This is a genomic window from Maribacter spongiicola (assembly GCF_004364165.1).
In the GTDB taxonomy this organism is placed as follows: domain Bacteria; phylum Bacteroidota; class Bacteroidia; order Flavobacteriales; family Flavobacteriaceae; genus Maribacter; species Maribacter spongiicola.
Map to the genome: position 1 here is coordinate 1,723,371 of NZ_SOAY01000010.1, position 16,884 is coordinate 1,740,254.

The 16,884-nt window shown below is 34.8% G+C and carries 19 protein-coding genes; 8 read left to right on the top strand and 11 right to left on the bottom strand.

The genetic code is table 11. The features are described from left to right. Positions 1–13: 13 nt before the first annotated feature. The 4 genes from CLV90_RS07655 to CLV90_RS07670 are packed head-to-tail and all read right to left on the bottom strand — an operon-like array spanning position 14 to position 3,899. A complete protein-coding gene (locus CLV90_RS07655) occupies positions 14–1,048 on the bottom strand; it encodes a COX15/CtaA family protein (protein WP_133686872.1) in 1,035 nt (344 codons plus the stop codon). A gap of 14 nt (positions 1,049–1,062) precedes the next feature. After that, positions 1,063–2,487, bottom strand: a complete 1,425-nt coding sequence (locus CLV90_RS07660) for a CCA tRNA nucleotidyltransferase (protein WP_133686873.1) — start codon at positions 2,485–2,487, stop codon at positions 1,063–1,065. A gap of 4 nt (positions 2,488–2,491) precedes the next feature. Further along, the gene (locus CLV90_RS07665; RefSeq protein ID WP_133686874.1) at positions 2,492–3,052 is read right to left on the bottom strand and encodes an L-threonylcarbamoyladenylate synthase; all 561 of its coding nucleotides are present in this window, start codon (positions 3,050–3,052) and stop codon (positions 2,492–2,494) included. A 16-nt stretch (positions 3,053–3,068) separates the two neighbouring features. After that, positions 3,069–3,899, bottom strand: a complete 831-nt coding sequence (locus tag CLV90_RS07670) for a glycosyltransferase family A protein (protein WP_133686875.1) — start codon at positions 3,897–3,899, stop codon at positions 3,069–3,071. A gap of 98 nt (positions 3,900–3,997) precedes the next feature. On the opposite strand from CLV90_RS07670, the gene CLV90_RS07675 reads away from it, so the two are divergent. Next, the gene (locus CLV90_RS07675) at positions 3,998–4,816 is read left to right on the top strand and encodes a glycosyltransferase family 2 protein (protein ID WP_133686876.1); all 819 of its coding nucleotides are present in this window, start codon (positions 3,998–4,000) and stop codon (positions 4,814–4,816) included. On the opposite strand, the gene CLV90_RS07680 is transcribed toward CLV90_RS07675, so the two are convergent. Then, entirely contained in the window at positions 4,798–5,592 is a 795-nt protein-coding gene (locus CLV90_RS07680) for a glycosyltransferase family 2 protein (RefSeq protein ID WP_133686877.1), read from the bottom strand. The two genes, CLV90_RS07675 and CLV90_RS07680, sit on opposite strands and share 19 nt — an antisense overlap. Positions 5,593–5,751: 159 nt before the next feature. Then, positions 5,752–6,864, bottom strand: coding sequence for a UDP-galactopyranose mutase (glf, locus tag CLV90_RS07685; protein ID WP_133686878.1), 1,113 nt, complete (start codon positions 6,862–6,864; stop codon positions 5,752–5,754). A 214-nt stretch (positions 6,865–7,078) separates the two neighbouring features. Between glf and CLV90_RS07690 the strand changes: the two genes are divergently transcribed. After that, a complete protein-coding gene (locus CLV90_RS07690; RefSeq protein ID WP_243835298.1) occupies positions 7,079–8,041 on the top strand; it encodes a beta-1,6-galactofuranosyltransferase in 963 nt (320 codons plus the stop codon). A 3-nt stretch (positions 8,042–8,044) separates the two neighbouring features. Here CLV90_RS07690 and CLV90_RS07695 read toward each other — a convergent pair whose 3' ends face one another. After that, positions 8,045–8,860 carry a 2,3,4,5-tetrahydropyridine-2,6-dicarboxylate N-succinyltransferase gene (locus CLV90_RS07695; protein WP_133686880.1) on the bottom strand — a complete coding sequence of 272 codons (816 nt, stop codon included), beginning with the start codon at positions 8,858–8,860 and terminating at the stop codon, positions 8,045–8,047. Positions 8,861–8,959: 99 nt separating this feature from the next. Here CLV90_RS07695 and ruvX point away from each other — a divergent pair, with 99 nt between their 5' ends. From ruvX to CLV90_RS07720, 5 genes are all read left to right on the top strand, one after another. After that, positions 8,960–9,370, top strand: a complete 411-nt coding sequence (gene ruvX / locus CLV90_RS07700) for a Holliday junction resolvase RuvX (RefSeq protein WP_133686881.1) — start codon at positions 8,960–8,962, stop codon at positions 9,368–9,370. Next, positions 9,371–9,961, top strand: a complete 591-nt coding sequence (gene def, locus CLV90_RS07705; protein ID WP_133686882.1) for a peptide deformylase — start codon at positions 9,371–9,373, stop codon at positions 9,959–9,961. 60 nt (positions 9,962–10,021) lie between these two features. Then, a complete protein-coding gene (locus CLV90_RS07710) occupies positions 10,022–10,447 on the top strand; it encodes a DUF5606 family protein (RefSeq protein ID WP_133686883.1) in 426 nt (141 codons plus the stop codon). Between the two features lie 212 nt (positions 10,448–10,659). After that, complete coding sequence (locus CLV90_RS07715) at positions 10,660–11,748, top strand: sensor histidine kinase (RefSeq protein ID WP_133686884.1); 1,089 nt, start codon at positions 10,660–10,662, stop codon at positions 11,746–11,748. A 33-nt stretch (positions 11,749–11,781) separates the two neighbouring features. Continuing rightward, positions 11,782–12,168, top strand: a complete 387-nt coding sequence (locus CLV90_RS07720; protein WP_133686885.1) for a response regulator — start codon at positions 11,782–11,784, stop codon at positions 12,166–12,168. Between the two features lie 54 nt (positions 12,169–12,222). Here the strand turns inward: CLV90_RS07720 and CLV90_RS07725 are convergent, their stop codons facing one another. From CLV90_RS07725 to CLV90_RS07740, 4 genes are read right to left on the bottom strand one after another with little or no spacing between them, the layout of a single operon-like run. Then, positions 12,223–13,833, bottom strand: coding sequence for a family 20 glycosylhydrolase (locus tag CLV90_RS07725; RefSeq protein WP_133686886.1), 1,611 nt, complete (start codon positions 13,831–13,833; stop codon positions 12,223–12,225). A gap of 12 nt (positions 13,834–13,845) precedes the next feature. Continuing rightward, positions 13,846–14,514: a GDSL-type esterase/lipase family protein gene (locus CLV90_RS07730; protein ID WP_133686887.1), complete on the bottom strand. Its 669-nt coding sequence runs from the start codon at positions 14,512–14,514 to the stop codon at positions 13,846–13,848. Positions 14,515–14,540: 26 nt separating this feature from the next. After that, positions 14,541–15,416: an alpha/beta hydrolase gene (locus CLV90_RS07735; RefSeq protein ID WP_133686888.1), complete on the bottom strand. Its 876-nt coding sequence runs from the start codon at positions 15,414–15,416 to the stop codon at positions 14,541–14,543. 11 nt (positions 15,417–15,427) lie between these two features. After that, positions 15,428–16,189, bottom strand: a complete 762-nt coding sequence (locus tag CLV90_RS07740; protein WP_279586546.1) for an MIP/aquaporin family protein — start codon at positions 16,187–16,189, stop codon at positions 15,428–15,430. 228 nt (positions 16,190–16,417) lie between these two features. Here CLV90_RS07740 and CLV90_RS07745 point away from each other — a divergent pair, with 228 nt between their 5' ends. After that, entirely contained in the window at positions 16,418–16,882 is a 465-nt protein-coding gene (locus CLV90_RS07745; RefSeq protein WP_133686890.1) for a hypothetical protein, read from the top strand. The last annotated feature ends 2 nt before the right edge of the window (positions 16,883–16,884 follow it).

The window sequence follows — 16,884 nt, forward strand, 5'->3', positions numbered from 1 at the left end:
TGGGAGGGCAAAGTTACGAAGTTTTCGAGTTTATTCTAGGCATTAAAGCATCTAAAAGAATGTAGAATTGAACACCAAATAGAATTGACGCCAATACAAGGTGCAATGGCTGACTAGCAAATGGGAAATCTAAATAGTACATGGCAATACCCGTAAATACCTCCACTACCAATAAAAACAAGACCCAGTATATTTTGAAGTGTCCTAAATCTAACTTCGTAATTCTGTACGCCAAGAAAGCGTTTACAAAAATGACCAGTATAGAAAATGAACGATGTATATAAAATAATATTTCTGGGTTTCTTAACCAGTTATCTCTGGCATTGTAACCGAAAATATCTATTTGCTCATCTATAAATTGGCGAACTTGGGTACCCATAGCAATTTGAACAAGTGTCATAATTATTGCTATAATACTGATATTCAATACCATTTTATCATACTTAATGCGTTTGTTCTCTTCATTTGCTAAATAGATAACATAAAGCAACATCGCTACGATTACCAAGGCCATAAGCATGTGAACAGTAATTTTTGCGGGTTCTAGAACGGAGTAAACAACTGTTGCGCCCAACCAAGCTTGAAAGACCATGCCTACAACCACTAACCACGATAGTATGGGTATACGCTTTTTCTTCTTCCAGAATTTAACAGACATTATGGCGAGCAGTAGGGTGGCTAGACCGGCCAAGGCGCCTAAAAGCCTATTTATATATTCTATCCATGTGTGCCACGGATTAAATTCTGCGTAGTCATGTTTCGTATAGGCTTCCCAATTGGTAGCGTCAAAAGCATTGGCAGTCGTGAATGTTTCCTTAGAAACTTGTAAGGTCTCACGATAAATAATAACCTGACCTTTTTCAAATAATCGGTCTGGTTGCCATTGTAACTCTGTAACCTCTGTTGGTGGTATATAATAACCAAAACATTTAGGCCAATCTGGGCAACCCATGCCGCTACCGGTCATTCTAACCACTGCGCCGGCAACAATTACTAAATAAACTAATACCAAAGATGTTTTGGCAATTTTTCTAAATGTAATATCCATAAATAATATCCATTCTATTTTGTACTCTGTAGACCTAATTCTGCACCCTTAAGATACATAAAATCTTGAGCAGCTTTATATTCATTCGGAATTTCTCCTTCTAAAATAGCTTCTTTAATCGCTTCTTTTATAATTCCGATTTCTTTTGATGGTTTCAACGAAAAAGTTTCCATTATTTCTTCGCCACTAATAGGTGGTTGAAAGTTTCTAACATGATCACGAGCTTCTACCTCTTCAATCTTTTGGCGAACAATCTTAAAGTTATGATGGTACTTTCGTTGCTTCTTAGGGTTTTTAGTAGTGATATCCGCTTCACATAAAGTCATTAGATCTTCTACATTGTCACCTGCATCAAAAACCAACCTACGCACAGCTGAATCTGTTACATAATCTTCAGATAATATAATAGGTCTTGAGCTCATTAAGACCATCTTTTGAACGAATTTCATTTTTTCGTTCAATGGCATTCGTAAACGTTTAAATAATTTGAAAACCATTTTAGATCCTACGAATTCATGTCCATGAAATGTCCAGCCAATTTTTTTATGGAATCTTTTGGTCGGTGCTTTACCAATATCGTGTAACAAAGCTGCCCAGCGTAACCAAAGGTCATCGGTGACTTCAGATATATTATCGACTACCTCTAAAGTATGCCAAAAGTTGTCTTTATGTTTTTGACCTTCAATCTCTTCTATACCTTGTAGAGCAGTTAATTCTGGTAGAATTAACCCCAATAATTCTGTTTTATGTAGTAACGAAAAGCCTAAAGAAGGCTTTTTGCACAGCATAATTTTATGAAGCTCATCTAGAATTCGCTCATTAGAAACAATTTTTATTCGGTCTTTATTTTCTGTAATCGCCTGTAAAGAGGGTAGTGCTATTTGAAAATCTAATTGCGTAGCAAAACGAATGGCCCGCATCATACGTAAAGGGTCGTCAGAATAGGTAATACCTGGTTCTAGCGGAGTTTTTATAATCTTGCTCTTTAAGTCGGCAATACCGCCAAAAGGGTCAAGAAGGGCTCCGTAATTCGATTTGTTCAATGAAAGCGCCAAAGCATTTATGGTGAAATCGCGTCTTTTTTGATCATCTTCTAAAGTACCATCTTCAACGATTGGTTTGCGACTATCGCGCTGATAACTCTCTTTACGTGCGCCAACAAATTCAAGTTCAATACCATCACTTTTGATCATGGCAGTACCAAAATTCTTGAAAACCGATACTTGGGGTTTGCCCTCTAATTTAGAAGCAACTTTTTCGGCAAGTTTAATACCACTTCCAATTGCAACAACATCAATGTCTTTAGGTATGTTACGTTTTAAAAAATAATCTCTTACAAAACCTCCAATAACATAACAATCTACAGAAAGTTCTTCTGCAGCTTCTGAAATAATCTTGAAAATTGGGTTGTTTAAAGCGTCTGTATAGCTCTCTTGCATGTTCTTAATCTCGAATAATCTTCACCGTACCATCATTAGCTAATCTAATAATTGAAGAGGCGGAGCTATTCTGTTTCTCACGATGCAAATTTACCACATAGTCTACACCTTTTAAAATGGCTGAATCTATATTTTGGAAAGATTTTGGTGTGCTCTGTCCAGAAATGTTGGCAGATGTGGAAACAATTGGCTTTTTGAACTTACCGATTAGGTATTGGCAGAATTTGTCTGATGCAACTCTTACAGCTAAAGTATTGTCTTCTGCTTTTAAGTTTTTGGCCACACCCCGAGGTTTATCAAAAACTATAGTCGTCGGCTTTGTAGAAAGGTCAATAATGTCATAAGCAAGATCAGATACCTTTTCAACATGCTTTTCGAGCATAGCATCATTGGCAACTAAACATATTAATGCCTTACTGTCATTGCGTTGTTTTAATTTATATACCTTTTCAACAGCTTCTTCATTAGTAGCATCACAACCAATACCCCAAATGGTGTCGGTAGGGTAGAGTATGAGTCCGCCATTTTCTAAAACTTCTATGCATTTGTTGATTTCCTCTGTCATTTGTTTTTTGCTTGTATTATAGTAAATTTTCTGGAGTAATGTTGAAGTAATTAGTTATTGCTAACCATTGGGTCTTGTTTTTGTCACCTCCAATATTCGACTTTTTTAGAGATTGCTTTTGTGAACCAATAATGGGAATAGGTGTTTTAGCTTTATTATTTGCTTGCATAGACTCGGTGCCTTTTAAATAAGCCATCGCTTTAAACCATAAGTCATCTGCTTTCGGAGCCAATTCTAAAAATAAATTTGAATCGGTTACTTTTTCAGAAAGGCTATTTGGTGGATATAAAACGCCCTCGGCACCAATTGGTATTACGGCAGAGCTTTTAAATTTTGAATCTTTATCAAAGACCCAACTTTTATACGATTGTAATTCTCCAGCCTTGTTATATGTAATATATCTGGTCTGATTCGCGATAATTTTGTTCGGATGTAATTGATGTTCTTCATGTAATAAACGAAGCCAGTTTGGTCTATAAAGCATATCATCATCACAAGTAACAATTATATCATTAGGGAATAATTCTAAGCTATGAATGAGCTTTCTGTGAGAACAAGTTAAATCAGAATACATTATTTCAAATAAATCACTTTCTAAAGTCGCTAGCTTTCTGGGTATTTCATTTTTTAACGAATGATGTAACCATAAAATTATTCTCTTTGGTCGCGCATCTTGATTTAAGAGACTTCTTATGGTAAGATGAAGTGTAACTAATCTTGATGGAATGGAGGTTAAAGAAACAATTACCGGTAATTCTGTCTTATTCTCGGTTATCATACTTTTAGACGAAAGGGCTAAAAGTTTAACCGAATTGTAAATTGATACAGGAATTTCTTTTAACTTCATTTTACAATGCTGTAATTTGTCCCTTTATTAAGAGACCGTCTTTTCTAGCTCAAAGATAGATAAGAGTTTTATATTTTTGCAGTAATTTGAAACGTAGTATGGAGATTCCTAAAATAAGTATCATCGTTAGTACATATAATGCCGAAGAGTGGCTAAAGAAGGTACTATGGGGCTTTGAGCAACAAATATTCAAAGATTTTGAAGTTGTTATTGCTGATGACGGGTCCAAGGCACCTACCAAAGAATTATTGGCAGAGATGGCTGAAAAGGTGCATTACCCAATTGTGCATGTTTGGCAAGAAGACGATGGCTTTCAAAAATCTAGAATTTTAAATAAAGCGGTAACTGCCTGTTCTGCAGATTATATTATCATGACCGATGGTGATTGTATACCTCGAGAAGATTTTGTTCAGGTGCATTACATCAATAAAGAGCCAGGTTATTTTATTTCTGGCGGATATTACATGTTACCCATGAATATTTCTAAATTAATTACTCTTGACGATATTGAAAATCAACGATGCTTCAATATTCAATGGTTGAAGGATAAAGGAATACCGCAGACTTTTAAAAATAACAAGCTTACAGCTAAAGGCTTTATTTCTAAAATTTTAAACTGGGTTACGCCTACCAATGCAAGTTGGAACGGACATAATTCTTCTGGGTGGAAAAAAGATATTGAAAATGTAAATGGCTTCGATGAGCGCATGCAATATGGCGGTCAAGATAGAGAGCTAGGTGAACGTCTGTTCAATTTCGGGTTAAAGTCTAAGCAATTGCGATATAGTGCTGTTTGTGTGCATTTAGACCATAAAAGAGGGTATAAGACACCAGAATCTATTGCAAAAAATGTGGGGATAAGAAATGCTACTAAAAAGGAAAAAAGCGTGTGGACGTTTTACGGCATTACTAAGTAATACGCAAGCTCATTTTTTTGTTCCAGTCTTTTAAGTTCATTATAACGTTCTAAAACACCTAATGAATTAAGGTAGCAAATAATAAAACCTTTTTTGCCATCTAGTATACCAAGACGCAAGATGTAATGGTTGAAAAATTTCCAACCAGTTTTTAAAACCATCATTACATAGCTAAACTTCTTTTCTTTGTAAAACGATTCAATAGCCTTTAAACGACCATATTTCAGCATTTTACCTTTGTAATCTTCGTAGTTCTTGTAACAGTAGTGCGTCAGTTTTTCTTTCAAAATACCAGAAGCGCCATCAACGTCTAATGTTTCATGAACAATTTTACAGTCAGAAAATACAGCTTTACTTTTTCTAAAAAGTCTGTAGTTTTTATCAGTTTGCCATCCGCTGAAATTCAATTTTTCATTCTTGAACATAAATTGGCGATAAAACCAAAAAGCTGCAATATCAGTATCACTAGCTACTGTCTCTGAAATTTCATTTTGTAAAGCATCAGAAACAATTTCGTCAGCATCTAAAAATAAAACCCAGTCATTGGTAGCTTGTTTTAAGGCAAATGATTTTTGAGCGGTAAAATTCTCAAACGGATTTTGAATGACTTTTACTTTCGGGTTATCCTTTAAATATTCATAGGTTCCGTCGGTACTAAAAGAATCAACTACAATAATCTCATCGGCAAAAGAAACAGACTCAATACACTTTTCAATGTACCCAATTTCGTTATACGTAATTACTAATGCGGTAAGTTGTTCTTTTTTGGTAATCATACAATCCAATTTGATAGGTTTGCTCTAATCGGAGCGAACAAAGTTATAACAAAAAAAGAATTAAAAAATTGTGTTAAGCAGTAAAATTCTTACACAATTGAAATCCAACGTTATAGCATGGTTCAGTTTATAAGAGGGCGTATTTTAGAATGGTTGCGTTTAATTATCAAAAAGTTTTTTAGTTTTTGCTAACGCTGCGCCGATAACCTGATGCATATCGTAATACTTGTATTCTGCGAGCCTACCACCAAAAATCACTAAGTCTTTGGCAGCCTTGTTCTTATACTGTAAATACCTATTATTATTCTTGTCATCGTTGATTGGGTAGTACGGTTCAGAATCGGTTGAAGCTTCTAAAGGATATTCTTTGGTAATGACTGTTTTCTTCTGTTGCCCGAATTCAAAATGCTTGTGTTCTAAAATTCTTGTATACGGTATTTCTGCCTCCGTATAATTTATTACCGCATTACCTTGGTAATTTTCAATGTTTAAAATTTCATGATCGAAACGTAAGCCACGATATTCTAATTTACCAAATTCGTAGTTGTAATATTCGTCAATTTTACCCGTAAAAACAGTTTTATGAGCCATGTTGTCAAGCGCTATTTTATCTTTAAAATAGTTGACGCCTAGTTGTACGTCGATACCTTCTAAAAGTCCGCCACTTAATTCGTTATAACCTCCAATTGGTATACCTTGGTAACTATCGTTGAAATAATTATTGTCGAAGGTGAATCTTAAGGGTAGGCGTTTAATTATGAATGCAGGTAATTCTGTAGCTTTTCTTCCCCACTGTTTTTCGGTATACCCTTTGATCAGCTTGAAATAAATATCTTCACCAACAAGCGAAAGTGCTTGCTCTTCTAAATTTTGCGGCTGTTTTTTTTGATACTTCTTGCTTTGTTCGTCAATGATAGATTTTGCCTCTGCGGGAGTCTTAGTACCCCATAACTTATAGAAGGTATTCATGTTAAAAGGTAAATTGTACAATGAACCTTTGTGGTTGGCAACCGGTGAATTGGTGTATTTATTAAACGGAACAAAGTCATTTACATAGTCCCAAATTTTCTTGTCATTGGTATGAAAAATGTGCGCTCCGTAGGCATGCACATTAATATCTTCTATTTTTTTACAAAAGGTATTTCCACCAATATGTTCTCTTTTGTCTACAACTAAACAGGTTTTTCCTCTTTTTTTGGCTTCATGGGCAAAAACTGCTCCGTATAAACCGGCGCCTACAATAAGAAAATCATACTTTTTAGTTGACATCATCCTTCAATATTAAAAGCGCAAATATACTGTTTGAGAAGGAAATTAGTTAACACGAAAAGGTGTACTATAATTGAAATTTATTATTTCATTTGTAGTTTTATATCGTTAAAATTGCAATGCTTAAATCATAACTATTAATTGAATGAATTCTGATAATCTCTATTTTATTTCTAGGAATTATAAATTTTCAAAGAACGCAGCTTCCAAACCAAAGATGGACTGCGAGACGGTTCTAGAAAAGAACGGATTCAAGAATTTAGGTTTTAAGCAAAGTAATCACCCTAGTTCGGCAATAGGTGCTGTCATCAGTTTTTTTGGAATAACAAAAGGGTTATTTCTACTACCAAGAAAATCTGTTTTCTGTATGCAATATCCGTTAAGCAAGTTTTTCGGTTATATGACTAATATTGTTTCATTAAAGAAATGTATCCTCATCATTATTATACATGATGTAAAATTTTTAATGGGAAAATCAACTGATTTGAAGGATGAGATGGCAAAATTCAATAAAGCCGATTTTATCATCGTTCATAACGAATCTATGAAAAAGTGGTTTCAAGAAAATGGATGTACTGCACAATTGGTAAGCTTAGAATTGTTCGATTATATACATGCCAGTAATAAACATGCAACACTAAACACACCTTATGCTGTAGTTTTTGCTGGCGGATTAGGGAAAGAGAAAAGTGAGTTTTTATATAGTATGGACAGTCTTAATCCGTCAAACTATAAACTGAAGTTGTATGGTAACGGTTTTAATGCGGCCGATGCTGAAAGAGATAATTCCATTTTAGATTACCAGGGTGTCTTTTCACCAGACGAGGTAATTGATGAAATACAAGGTTCATTCGGTTTAATTTGGAATGGTAACGCACTGAATCAATGTTCTGGGGATTTTGGAAAGTATCTATTATATAATAATCCGCACAAAACATCTTTGTATCTCTTGTGTGGTCTACCGGTTATTGTCTGGAAAAAAGCTGCTATTGCCAAATTCATTGAAAAAGAGCAAATTGGTATTACCTTAAATTCTTTAGATGAGTTAGATGCTGCATTAGCAAACCTTGACCCAAAAGATTATGCAACTATGGTTTCTAATGTAGAAAAGGTAAAAACCAAAGTCGCCTCTGGTCATTACCTTTCTCAAGCTATTACTAAAGTAGTAGAATTGGTTTAAAAATTAAACCGCAACATCATACTCTCTAAGTGCATCGTTCAATGATGTCTTTTTGTTTGTGCTTTCTTTTCTTTTTCCGATAATTAATGCACACGGTACTTGAAATTCGCCTGCCGGAAATTTCTTGGTATAACTACCAGGTATCACTACTGAACGAGCAGGTACAACACCTTTTGTTTCTAAGGGAGTTTCACCGGTAACATCGATAATCTTGGTGCTCATCGTTAAAACTACATTGGCTCCAAGTACAGCTTCTTTTTCAACTCTAACGCCTTCAACTACAATACAACGAGAACCAATAAAGGCACCGTCTTCTATAATAACTGGTGAGGCTTGTAAAGGTTCAAGAACTCCACCAATACCAACACCACCACTTAAGTGAACATTTTTGCCGATCTGCGCACAACTACCTACAGTTGCCCAAGTATCGACCATAGTACCTTCGTCTACATATGCACCGATATTTACATAACTAGGCATTAAAATGGTTCCTGCAGAAATATAAGCACCATGTCTAGCAACGGCATTTGGTACTACACGAATTCCTTTTTCTTTGTATCCTCTTTTTAAAGGCATTTTATCGTGGTATTCAAAAATGCCTGCTTCTAAGGTTTCCATTTTCTGAATAGGGAAATACATAACTACCGCTTTCTTTACCCATTCGTTAATTTGCCATCCGTCTGTAGTTGGTTCGGCACATCTTAATTTTCCTAAATCTAAAAGGTTAATAACCTCTCTAATGCTATCTTGGGTTGCAGATTCCTTCAAAAGGTCTCTATTGTCCCATGCTTTTTCTATTTGTGCTCTTAATTCTGTCATTTTCATAAAATTTTCTCAAATATAAGTTGAAGTACAGTAATTAGCCATGCGCAAGGGCACATATAACAAATTATCCTTTATTTTTGCCAAAAATTAAGTTTGGGAAAGATTCTTGCAATTGATTACGGAGAAAAACGTATTGGCTTAGCGGTTACCGATGATATGAAAATGATAGCATTCGGATTAACGACTGTTGCCACTGCCGAAATCTTTGAATATTTAGCTGATTATATTTCCAAAGAAAAGGTTGAGACCATTGTAGTAGGCGAGCCTAAACAAATGGATAATACCGCATCTGAATCTGAAGTATATATTACTCCATTTTTAGTGAAGCTGGCAGAGAAATTTCCAGCAATACCGATTAAAAGACATGATGAACGTTTTACATCGAAAATGGCTTTTCAGACCATGATTGATAGCGGGTTAAAGAAGAAGCAACGAAAAAACAAAGCATTGATCGATGAGATTAGTGCTACTATTATATTACAAGATTTTTTAAAGACATTATAAATGATTTTACCCATTATTGCATACGGTGATTCCGTATTAAGAAAAGTAGCGGATGATATTGATAAAGACTATCCAAAACTGAATGAGTTGTTGGCTAACATGTGGGAGACCATGTATAATGCTAGTGGTGTAGGTCTTGCAGCACCACAAATAGGATTACCAATTCGTATATTTTTGGTTGATACGACTCCTTTTTCAGGGGATGAAGATTTAACTGAAGAGGAACAAAAACAGTTAGACGGTTTTAAACAAGTGTTTATCAATGCTACTATTGAAGAAGAAACTGGTGATGAATGGGCTTTCAATGAAGGTTGCCTTAGTATACCAGACGTTCGTGAAGATGTAAGCAGAAAGGGTACCATTAAAATCACCTATTTAGATGAGAATTTTAAAGAGCATGAAAAAACCTTTGATGGTTTATTGGCAAGGGTTATTCAACATGAGTACGATCATATAGAAGGGGTTTTGTTTACTGACAAATTATCTGCCTTAAAAAAGCGAATGTTAAAAGGTAGATTAACCAATATTTCAAAAGGTAAGATTAGTGTAGACTATCGCATGAAATTTCCTGCAATGAAAAAAGGACGTTAAAATGCCTCCATTATTAATAGAAAAGTATAATATTTGTTTTCTGAAATTTTAAAAGAGTTTATGGGTTTAGAGAAAATTTTATCTGTTGCAGGAAAACCAGGTTTGTATAAATTAATTACCCAAACCAGAACAGGTTTTGTAGCAGAATCTTTATTAGATGCAAAGAGAATAACAGTCAGTTTGCGTAGTAGTGTAAGTGTACTGTCTGAAATCGCAATTTATACGCTTGAAGAGGAGGTTCCGTTAAGAGAGGTTTTTCAAAAAATTCAAACAAAAGAAGAGGGCGGTAAAACTTCAATTAGCCATAAAGACGAAAAAATTAAATTAGAAGAATACTTTTTTGAAGTGTTACCTGATTATGATGAAGATCGCGTTTATGTTAGTGATATTAAAAAGGTTATTCAATGGTATAACATTTTAATCGATAATAAAATTACCGACTTCTCTAGCGAAGAAGTAACAAGTGAAGAGAGTTCTGAAGAATAGTATTTTGCTTACACTATATGTAAAAAGCCCTTTTAGGGCTTTTTTTTGTTTACAACCTAATAGAAATCGATTTTATTGCTTAAGCTGCTCATCTATAGTTTCTTGTCATTCATCTATACCTTTCTCTTATCTAACATATATCAATTGAAATAAGATATTAAATGCTGCAAATTTGTGGTGTAGCTTAATAGTCTTAACAAAATTTGAATGATATGAATACTAGTGAATTTGATATTGATTGTGAATTAAAAAGTGCATTTTTCGAAAATGCCTATTCACCATTTGTGATTTTAAATCGCGATATGAACTTTGTCGACATCAATAAAGCTGGTGTCGATACCATTGGTATTTCAAAAGAAAATTTCTTGGGTAAAAATTTATTGGACATATTCCCTTATTTAGAGGGAACAGAGCGGTACGATGCTTATAAAAATGTTATAGACACAGGTGTGGCAATAGGTTTTGATGAGTTGTTGTTTAAAGGTGAATTTTCTGAGATAATTTTTATGTCAAAAGCATTTAAAATTGGAGACTATTTAGGTATTACAACTCTAGACGTAACTAATGTAATTGATACCGTTCAAAAATTAAAAAGTACTAAGACTTCATTAATCGAGGTCAACGAAAATTTAAAAAAGAAGAATCAAGAGTTAGAAGATTTTTCATTTGTAGCGGCACACGATCTAAGAGCCCCGCTTACCAATTTAAAGAGCCTAATGCGAATGGCTTTAGAATCTGATATTACCTTTAATGAAGTAATGCCTATAGTTGAAAAAATGAATGTGGTCACTAAAGTAATGTGCGATAAGATTACTGCATTAAATATGGTGATTGCTACAAAGGCTAATTTTGGAGCATCTAAAACTACATTAGAATTTTCAGAGGTTGTAGGTAAATTAAAAACTAATTATTCTAAAGAAATTATCGAAGGTAGAACAATTATAAAAGAAGATTACTCGGCATGCCCTTCAATCAATTATAATAAAGTGCAACTAGAGGGTGTTCTTCAAACCCTTATGTCAAATGCTCTTCTGTATCGACACCCAAAAAGAAAACTAAGCATCAAAATTGAAACAAAAGATGTCAATGGTAGAGTTCAATTATCTTTCAAAGATAATGGACTAGGATTTGAACAAGAATTTTCTGATAAAATTTTCGCATTATTTAAACGTCTACATACCCATGTTGATGGTTTAGGTGTCTCATTATATATCATGAAAACTATAATTGATGAAAACGGTGGTACAATCGATGTATCAAGTCAAGTAAATAAAGGAACAGAGTTTAAAATAATTTTTTAAAACAAATAATCAAACCATTTAAAACCCCGCAAAATGATACGAATATTAATGATTGAAGACGACGAAGTAACGAACTTTATAGCTAAAACAAATCTCGAGAGATTTGGTTATAAAAATATTTCTATAGCCCTAAATGGTCAGCTAGGCCTTGATTATTTAAAGACCAATATCTCTCCTGATATAATTTTACTGGACATCAATATGCCGGTTTTAGACGGATGGGATTTTCTTGATAAATCAAAAGAACTTAATCTAGCACCAGAGACACCTGTTGTAATTACAACCTCTTCATTTAGGACTGATGATAAACTAAAGGCAGATAGCTACCCAAATATTATAGAGTACATGGAAAAACCTATAAATTTCCAATATCTAAATACTATTTTAGCTAAGGTAAAATTGAAATCTTATGATATATAAATAAGAAAGCCTTGATGTATTTAAATCAAGGCTTTTTAATTGTTGCATGGGTAGTTAATCCTTTTTTATGGTTTCATACGTAAAATCGCTCTTCTTCCAGTCGATAAGTGCAGAAGGGTAATACTTTACATCCATTCTGTCTAGAAATGGTGCTTGGTCTGCTAATCGTACTTTATAATCATCCCAGTTTCTATTTTCTTTTATACTCCAGCTTAATTCAGAATAACCGATAATTCTAGGAAAAGCTAAATATTCTAGCTCGTCTATATTACTTATGGTTTCTGACCAAAGTGGTGCTTCTACACCTAAAATATTTTCCATTGGTATCCCATATTCTTCGGGTGTCCAAATGTATGCAGTATCTACAGGTATGTAAGCCGCCCAGTGTAATCCGAATTTAGATAGTGTATCATATTCCATATCTAAATATGCCTTTTTAGCCGGAGAGACGATTATTTGCATTCCCTTATCAACTGCTTTTTTAGCATTCTCTTCACTTGCCCACCATTGAGAAATGGAGGTAGAATCTATATCGGCAATGGCAACTTCATCCCAACCGATCATGCGCTTACCGTGCTTCTGTACTATTTTCTCTACCTTATTGATGAAGTAGATATAATCTTTCTTTTTAGTAACGTGACTCTCGTCTCCACCAACGTGAAAATATGGACCTGGAGTGATCGCAGAGATTTCTCTAACTACATCGTCTATAAATGAATAAACGGTGTCCTTATGTGTATCAAAGGTGCTAAAACCAACGCGCATACCTTCGTATAGTTTAGGCGTTTTACCATTCCCATTCAAGAAAGGGTAGGATACAGATGCCGCATTGGTATGGCCTGGCATATCAATTTCTGGTATAATGGTCATATATCTTTCATAAGCGTAACGTACAATTTCTTTGTAATCTTCTTGAGTGTAGAATCCGCCAGATTCGCCGCCAACTTCGGTACTACCGCCAATCGCTGTAAGTTTAGGCCATGATTTTATTTCAATTCTCCAACCTTGATCATCACTAAGGTGTAGGTGAAGCACATTTATTTTGTAGTAAGATAGTAGGTCAATATATTTTTTAACATCATCAACACTAAAGAAGTGACGTGCAACATCTAACATAGAACCTCTATAAGCAAAATTAGGATTGTCGATAATCTTCCCAGAAGGTATGGGCCAAATTTTTTGTAAAGCCAATGTGTCGTTACTTTCTATGGGTACCAATTGCCGAAGTGTTTGTATGCCTCTAAAAGCACCTTCTGCGGTGTTAGAGTTAATAATAATAGAATCTTGATTAATGTATAATTGATATGACTCTGGTAATGCCAAATCTGTACTATCGCTTTGGTTAATGTAGATAACTCTTTCTACGGTATTCGCCCCTTCAGTATTCACGGGTATGGTCAGGTTAATTTTATCTTTTAGTTTGTCTGCTAAAAAAGTACCTACTTCTTCAAAACCTGTAGCATCTTTAGAGGTGTAAATTGCCGTAAATTGATCTAAAGCAAATGCGGAGTTTGTGGGTATGGTCTTTAAAGGCTTAGGTATTAAGCTAACCTTAGATAAATCTGTCGTTGGCATTGAAATGCGCTCTTTCTTCTCTTTACTACAAGCGATTAATAAGAGTGTTAAGCTTGCAAAAAATAGACTTCGAATACAAAAGGTCTTCATTATGTAGTGTAATTAGGGTTGGTTTACTAAATCTTTCATGGCTTCATACCAAATATCGTAACCTTTTTGGTTCATGTGCAGGCCGTCTTCAATAAAAATATCGGTTTTTAGTTTTCGTTTGTTTAACATAGGTTTCCAAACATCAACGTAATACACTTGTGGGTCGTTTTTAGTAAAACGTTTCATTTTTCTGTTCAGCCTCTTATATTTTCCTCGAATCTTCCATCTGCTGATACTTGGTTTTGCAGCAATTAATATAACCTCAGTAGCAGGATTTTTAGATTTTATTCGACGGATGATCTCTGCAGTCGTATCAAGAACATCTGCAGGTCTTTTATCTGCCCATAAGTCATTATCACCCTCGTAAATAAATACTTTTTTAGGATTGTAGGATAAAATCAATTCATCGGTAAATAATAACAAGTCTGATGCTTGTGATCCTCCAAATCCGCTATTTACAATTTGATGATTAGGAAATTCTTGTTCTAGTTTTCTCCATAAACGAACACTAGAACTACCAGTGAAGACTATAGTTTCCTTTTTTGAATCCCAGATAGTATCATATTTCCTAGTAATATTCTCTACCTCTTCGGTAAAGATATTCTCTGTTTGAGAAATGCAATAATTACTTATTGAAAGTAGAAAAACCGTTATTAAGAATGAAACCTTAAAATTACTCATAACTGAAAATTTGAAAGATTAACTTACTAATTAAGTGTTGGTTTTGTTAAACCTTCTGTAAGCGCCCAAGAATAAAATTGTTCAATCCAGTTATCAGAGGCTAATTGTTGTTTTTTCATTCCAAAACCATGTCCTCCTTTTGAATACATATGCATACCTGCATTTTTTCCGCTAGTTACCCAATCTGTATACAGTATAGTACTTGGTCTGGCGAGTCCAAGTGGATCATCTGAAGCACATATTACTAACATTGGCGGTGCATCTTCAGGAATTTTATAGTCACCGATAACGGTCATCCAAGGGTAGACAGGCACTATGAAATCTGGTCTAGTAGCCATAGTATAGTTAAAGGTAACACCCATAGTCACTGCACCACCAGCTGAAAAGCCCATGAATCCAATTTTGTTGGGATCTAATTTCATAGCCTTTGCATTAGTTCTTACGTAAGTAATGGCAGCAAGACCATCCGCAATTGAAAGTGGTAAAACAGGGGCAACTCTTTCTCCTATTTTCGCAGGGTTGTTTGTGCTCTCCTCTGTAATTTCTTTAATGCCATCGACACTAGTGGGTACTAACCTATATTTAAGAACAAAGGCAGTAATACCATGATTGTTCAACCATTTCGCAACATCTCTACCTTCACTATTAATACTTAAACCGTAAAGTCCGCCACCGGGGGCAACAATAACACTCGTGCCATTTGGCTGATCTGCCTCAAAAACTTCTAACCTAGGTATAGCAACGTTGGTTATCACATTAGTTTCCCATATATTAGAGTAGTATTCCTTTTCAGCTGTGGACCAATGTACATCGGCATTTGTTTCATATGGTAAGTCTACCATTTTTTGAGCAAGTACAGTCATAGAAGTAAAGATGCAGGTAAGTAAAATAAGGCTTTTCATAGTTGTAAATTTTATTGAATTGTTTCAATGATCATATATACTACCGCGGCTAAAACTCCGCCAATTATTGGTCCTACTATTGGTACCCATGCGTAACCCCAATTACTATTTCCTTTATTATTTATAGGAAGAATTGAATGTAATAAACGCGGACCAAAATCACGTGCAGGGTTAATGGCGTATCCAGTAGGGCCGCCTAAGCCAAAACCTATACCCATTACCAATAGTGCTACTGGTAGCGCGTCTAAAGACCCTAGTGAAACTGCACTGTCACCCATGGTACCACCGGCAATATAGAATACGCCGAATACAAGCGCGAAGGCTCCAATAACTTCGGTAATCAAATTCCAAAACGGACTCTTAATAGCCGGTGAAGTGGAGAAGGTAGCTAAAATTGCATCAGTATCTTCGGTGGCTTCGTATTGTTTTTTATAATTAAGCCATACTAAAAGGTTACCCATCATGGCTCCTAAAATTTGTGCTACTATATAGCCTGGCACTGCTGCCCAAGAAAATTTTCCGGCAACGGCAAGAGCGACGGTTACCGCTGGATTAAGGTGAGCACCACTGCCATCGGCTGAAATGTACACGCCGATAAATACGGCAATACCCCATGCAAGAGAAATGCCAGTCCACCCGGAATCAGCTCCTTTTGTTCCCTTTAATACAATATTGGCAACAATGCCATTTCCTATAAGAATTAGCATTGCAGTACCGATAAATTCAAAAATATACGTAATCATAGTTTGGTTGGATTTTAAGTCGTTTAAGATAATTAAAATCAAGGAATTAATAAGAAATAAAACATTTTACAAAGAGATTGATAATAAATTACCTCTAATTATATGAATTTCAACAAAGTGACTTTTTAGAATACATTTGAATATTTTCAGAAGGCTACTACCTTTGTGAATTTATACTAATCAAATGCTTAATATGGCAACATCTTATACATAGTTTTGATTACCTTTCATATAGCATAAACTTATTTTGTTGTTATCATGAAAAAATTTACCTTTTATTTTATTACTTGTTTGGTGCTATTTTTCACAAGTTGCTCATCTGATGATAGCGAGCCCACAACTGATGATAGTGCCTTGGTCATTGGCACCTATATGTTGACTGAAATAAATGTGAATGTAGCCCAAGATGTGAATGAAGATGGTACTGCTTCTAATAATATCTTAGATGAACTTGACTGCTTAAACGGCATATTGGAAATTTATGCAGACGGTACATGGGATCTTGATTTGGTAGCACTAGATATTACCAGTGTAACCGGTGATTTTTATGCTATTCGCTGTGGTAGAACCAATAACTCTAGCGGTAAATGGACTTTTAAAAGTAGTGTGCTTAGTTTAAATGCATCAAATTTTAGCGACATGGTTTTAAATTCAGCTATTTTAACCGAAAGTGTAAATGAAGAATTGCCAGGTGTGTTAAATAGAAAATTCACCAAGCAATAAGT

Coding starts and splice junctions, on each gene's coding strand:
- CLV90_RS07735 (WP_133686888.1), bottom strand. CDS start 15,416: ATGAAAAGCCTTATTTTACTTACCTGCATCTTTACTTCTATGACTGTA.
- def (WP_133686882.1), top strand. CDS start 9,371: ATGATTTTACCCATTATTGCATACGGTGATTCCGTATTAAGAAAAGTA.
- CLV90_RS07690 (WP_243835298.1), top strand. CDS start 7,079: ATGGACTGCGAGACGGTTCTAGAAAAGAACGGATTCAAGAATTTAGGT.
- CLV90_RS07720 (WP_133686885.1), top strand. CDS start 11,782: ATGATACGAATATTAATGATTGAAGACGACGAAGTAACGAACTTTATA.
- CLV90_RS07725 (WP_133686886.1), bottom strand. CDS start 13,833: ATGAAGACCTTTTGTATTCGAAGTCTATTTTTTGCAAGCTTAACACTC.
- CLV90_RS07655 (WP_133686872.1), bottom strand. CDS start 1,048: ATGGATATTACATTTAGAAAAATTGCCAAAACATCTTTGGTATTAGTT.
- CLV90_RS07715 (WP_133686884.1), top strand. CDS start 10,660: ATGAATACTAGTGAATTTGATATTGATTGTGAATTAAAAAGTGCATTT.
- CLV90_RS07695 (WP_133686880.1), bottom strand. CDS start 8,860: ATGACAGAATTAAGAGCACAAATAGAAAAAGCATGGGACAATAGAGAC.
- CLV90_RS07680 (WP_133686877.1), bottom strand. CDS start 5,592: ATGATTACCAAAAAAGAACAACTTACCGCATTAGTAATTACGTATAAC.
- CLV90_RS07745 (WP_133686890.1), top strand. CDS start 16,418: ATGAAAAAATTTACCTTTTATTTTATTACTTGTTTGGTGCTATTTTTC.
- CLV90_RS07665 (WP_133686874.1), bottom strand. CDS start 3,052: ATGACAGAGGAAATCAACAAATGCATAGAAGTTTTAGAAAATGGCGGA.
- CLV90_RS07730 (WP_133686887.1), bottom strand. CDS start 14,514: ATGAGTAATTTTAAGGTTTCATTCTTAATAACGGTTTTTCTACTTTCA.
- CLV90_RS07675 (WP_133686876.1), top strand. CDS start 3,998: ATGGAGATTCCTAAAATAAGTATCATCGTTAGTACATATAATGCCGAA.
- CLV90_RS07710 (WP_133686883.1), top strand. CDS start 10,022: ATGGGTTTAGAGAAAATTTTATCTGTTGCAGGAAAACCAGGTTTGTAT.
- glf (WP_133686878.1), bottom strand. CDS start 6,864: ATGATGTCAACTAAAAAGTATGATTTTCTTATTGTAGGCGCCGGTTTA.
- CLV90_RS07670 (WP_133686875.1), bottom strand. CDS start 3,899: ATGAAGTTAAAAGAAATTCCTGTATCAATTTACAATTCGGTTAAACTT.
- CLV90_RS07660 (WP_133686873.1), bottom strand. CDS start 2,487: ATGCAAGAGAGCTATACAGACGCTTTAAACAACCCAATTTTCAAGATT.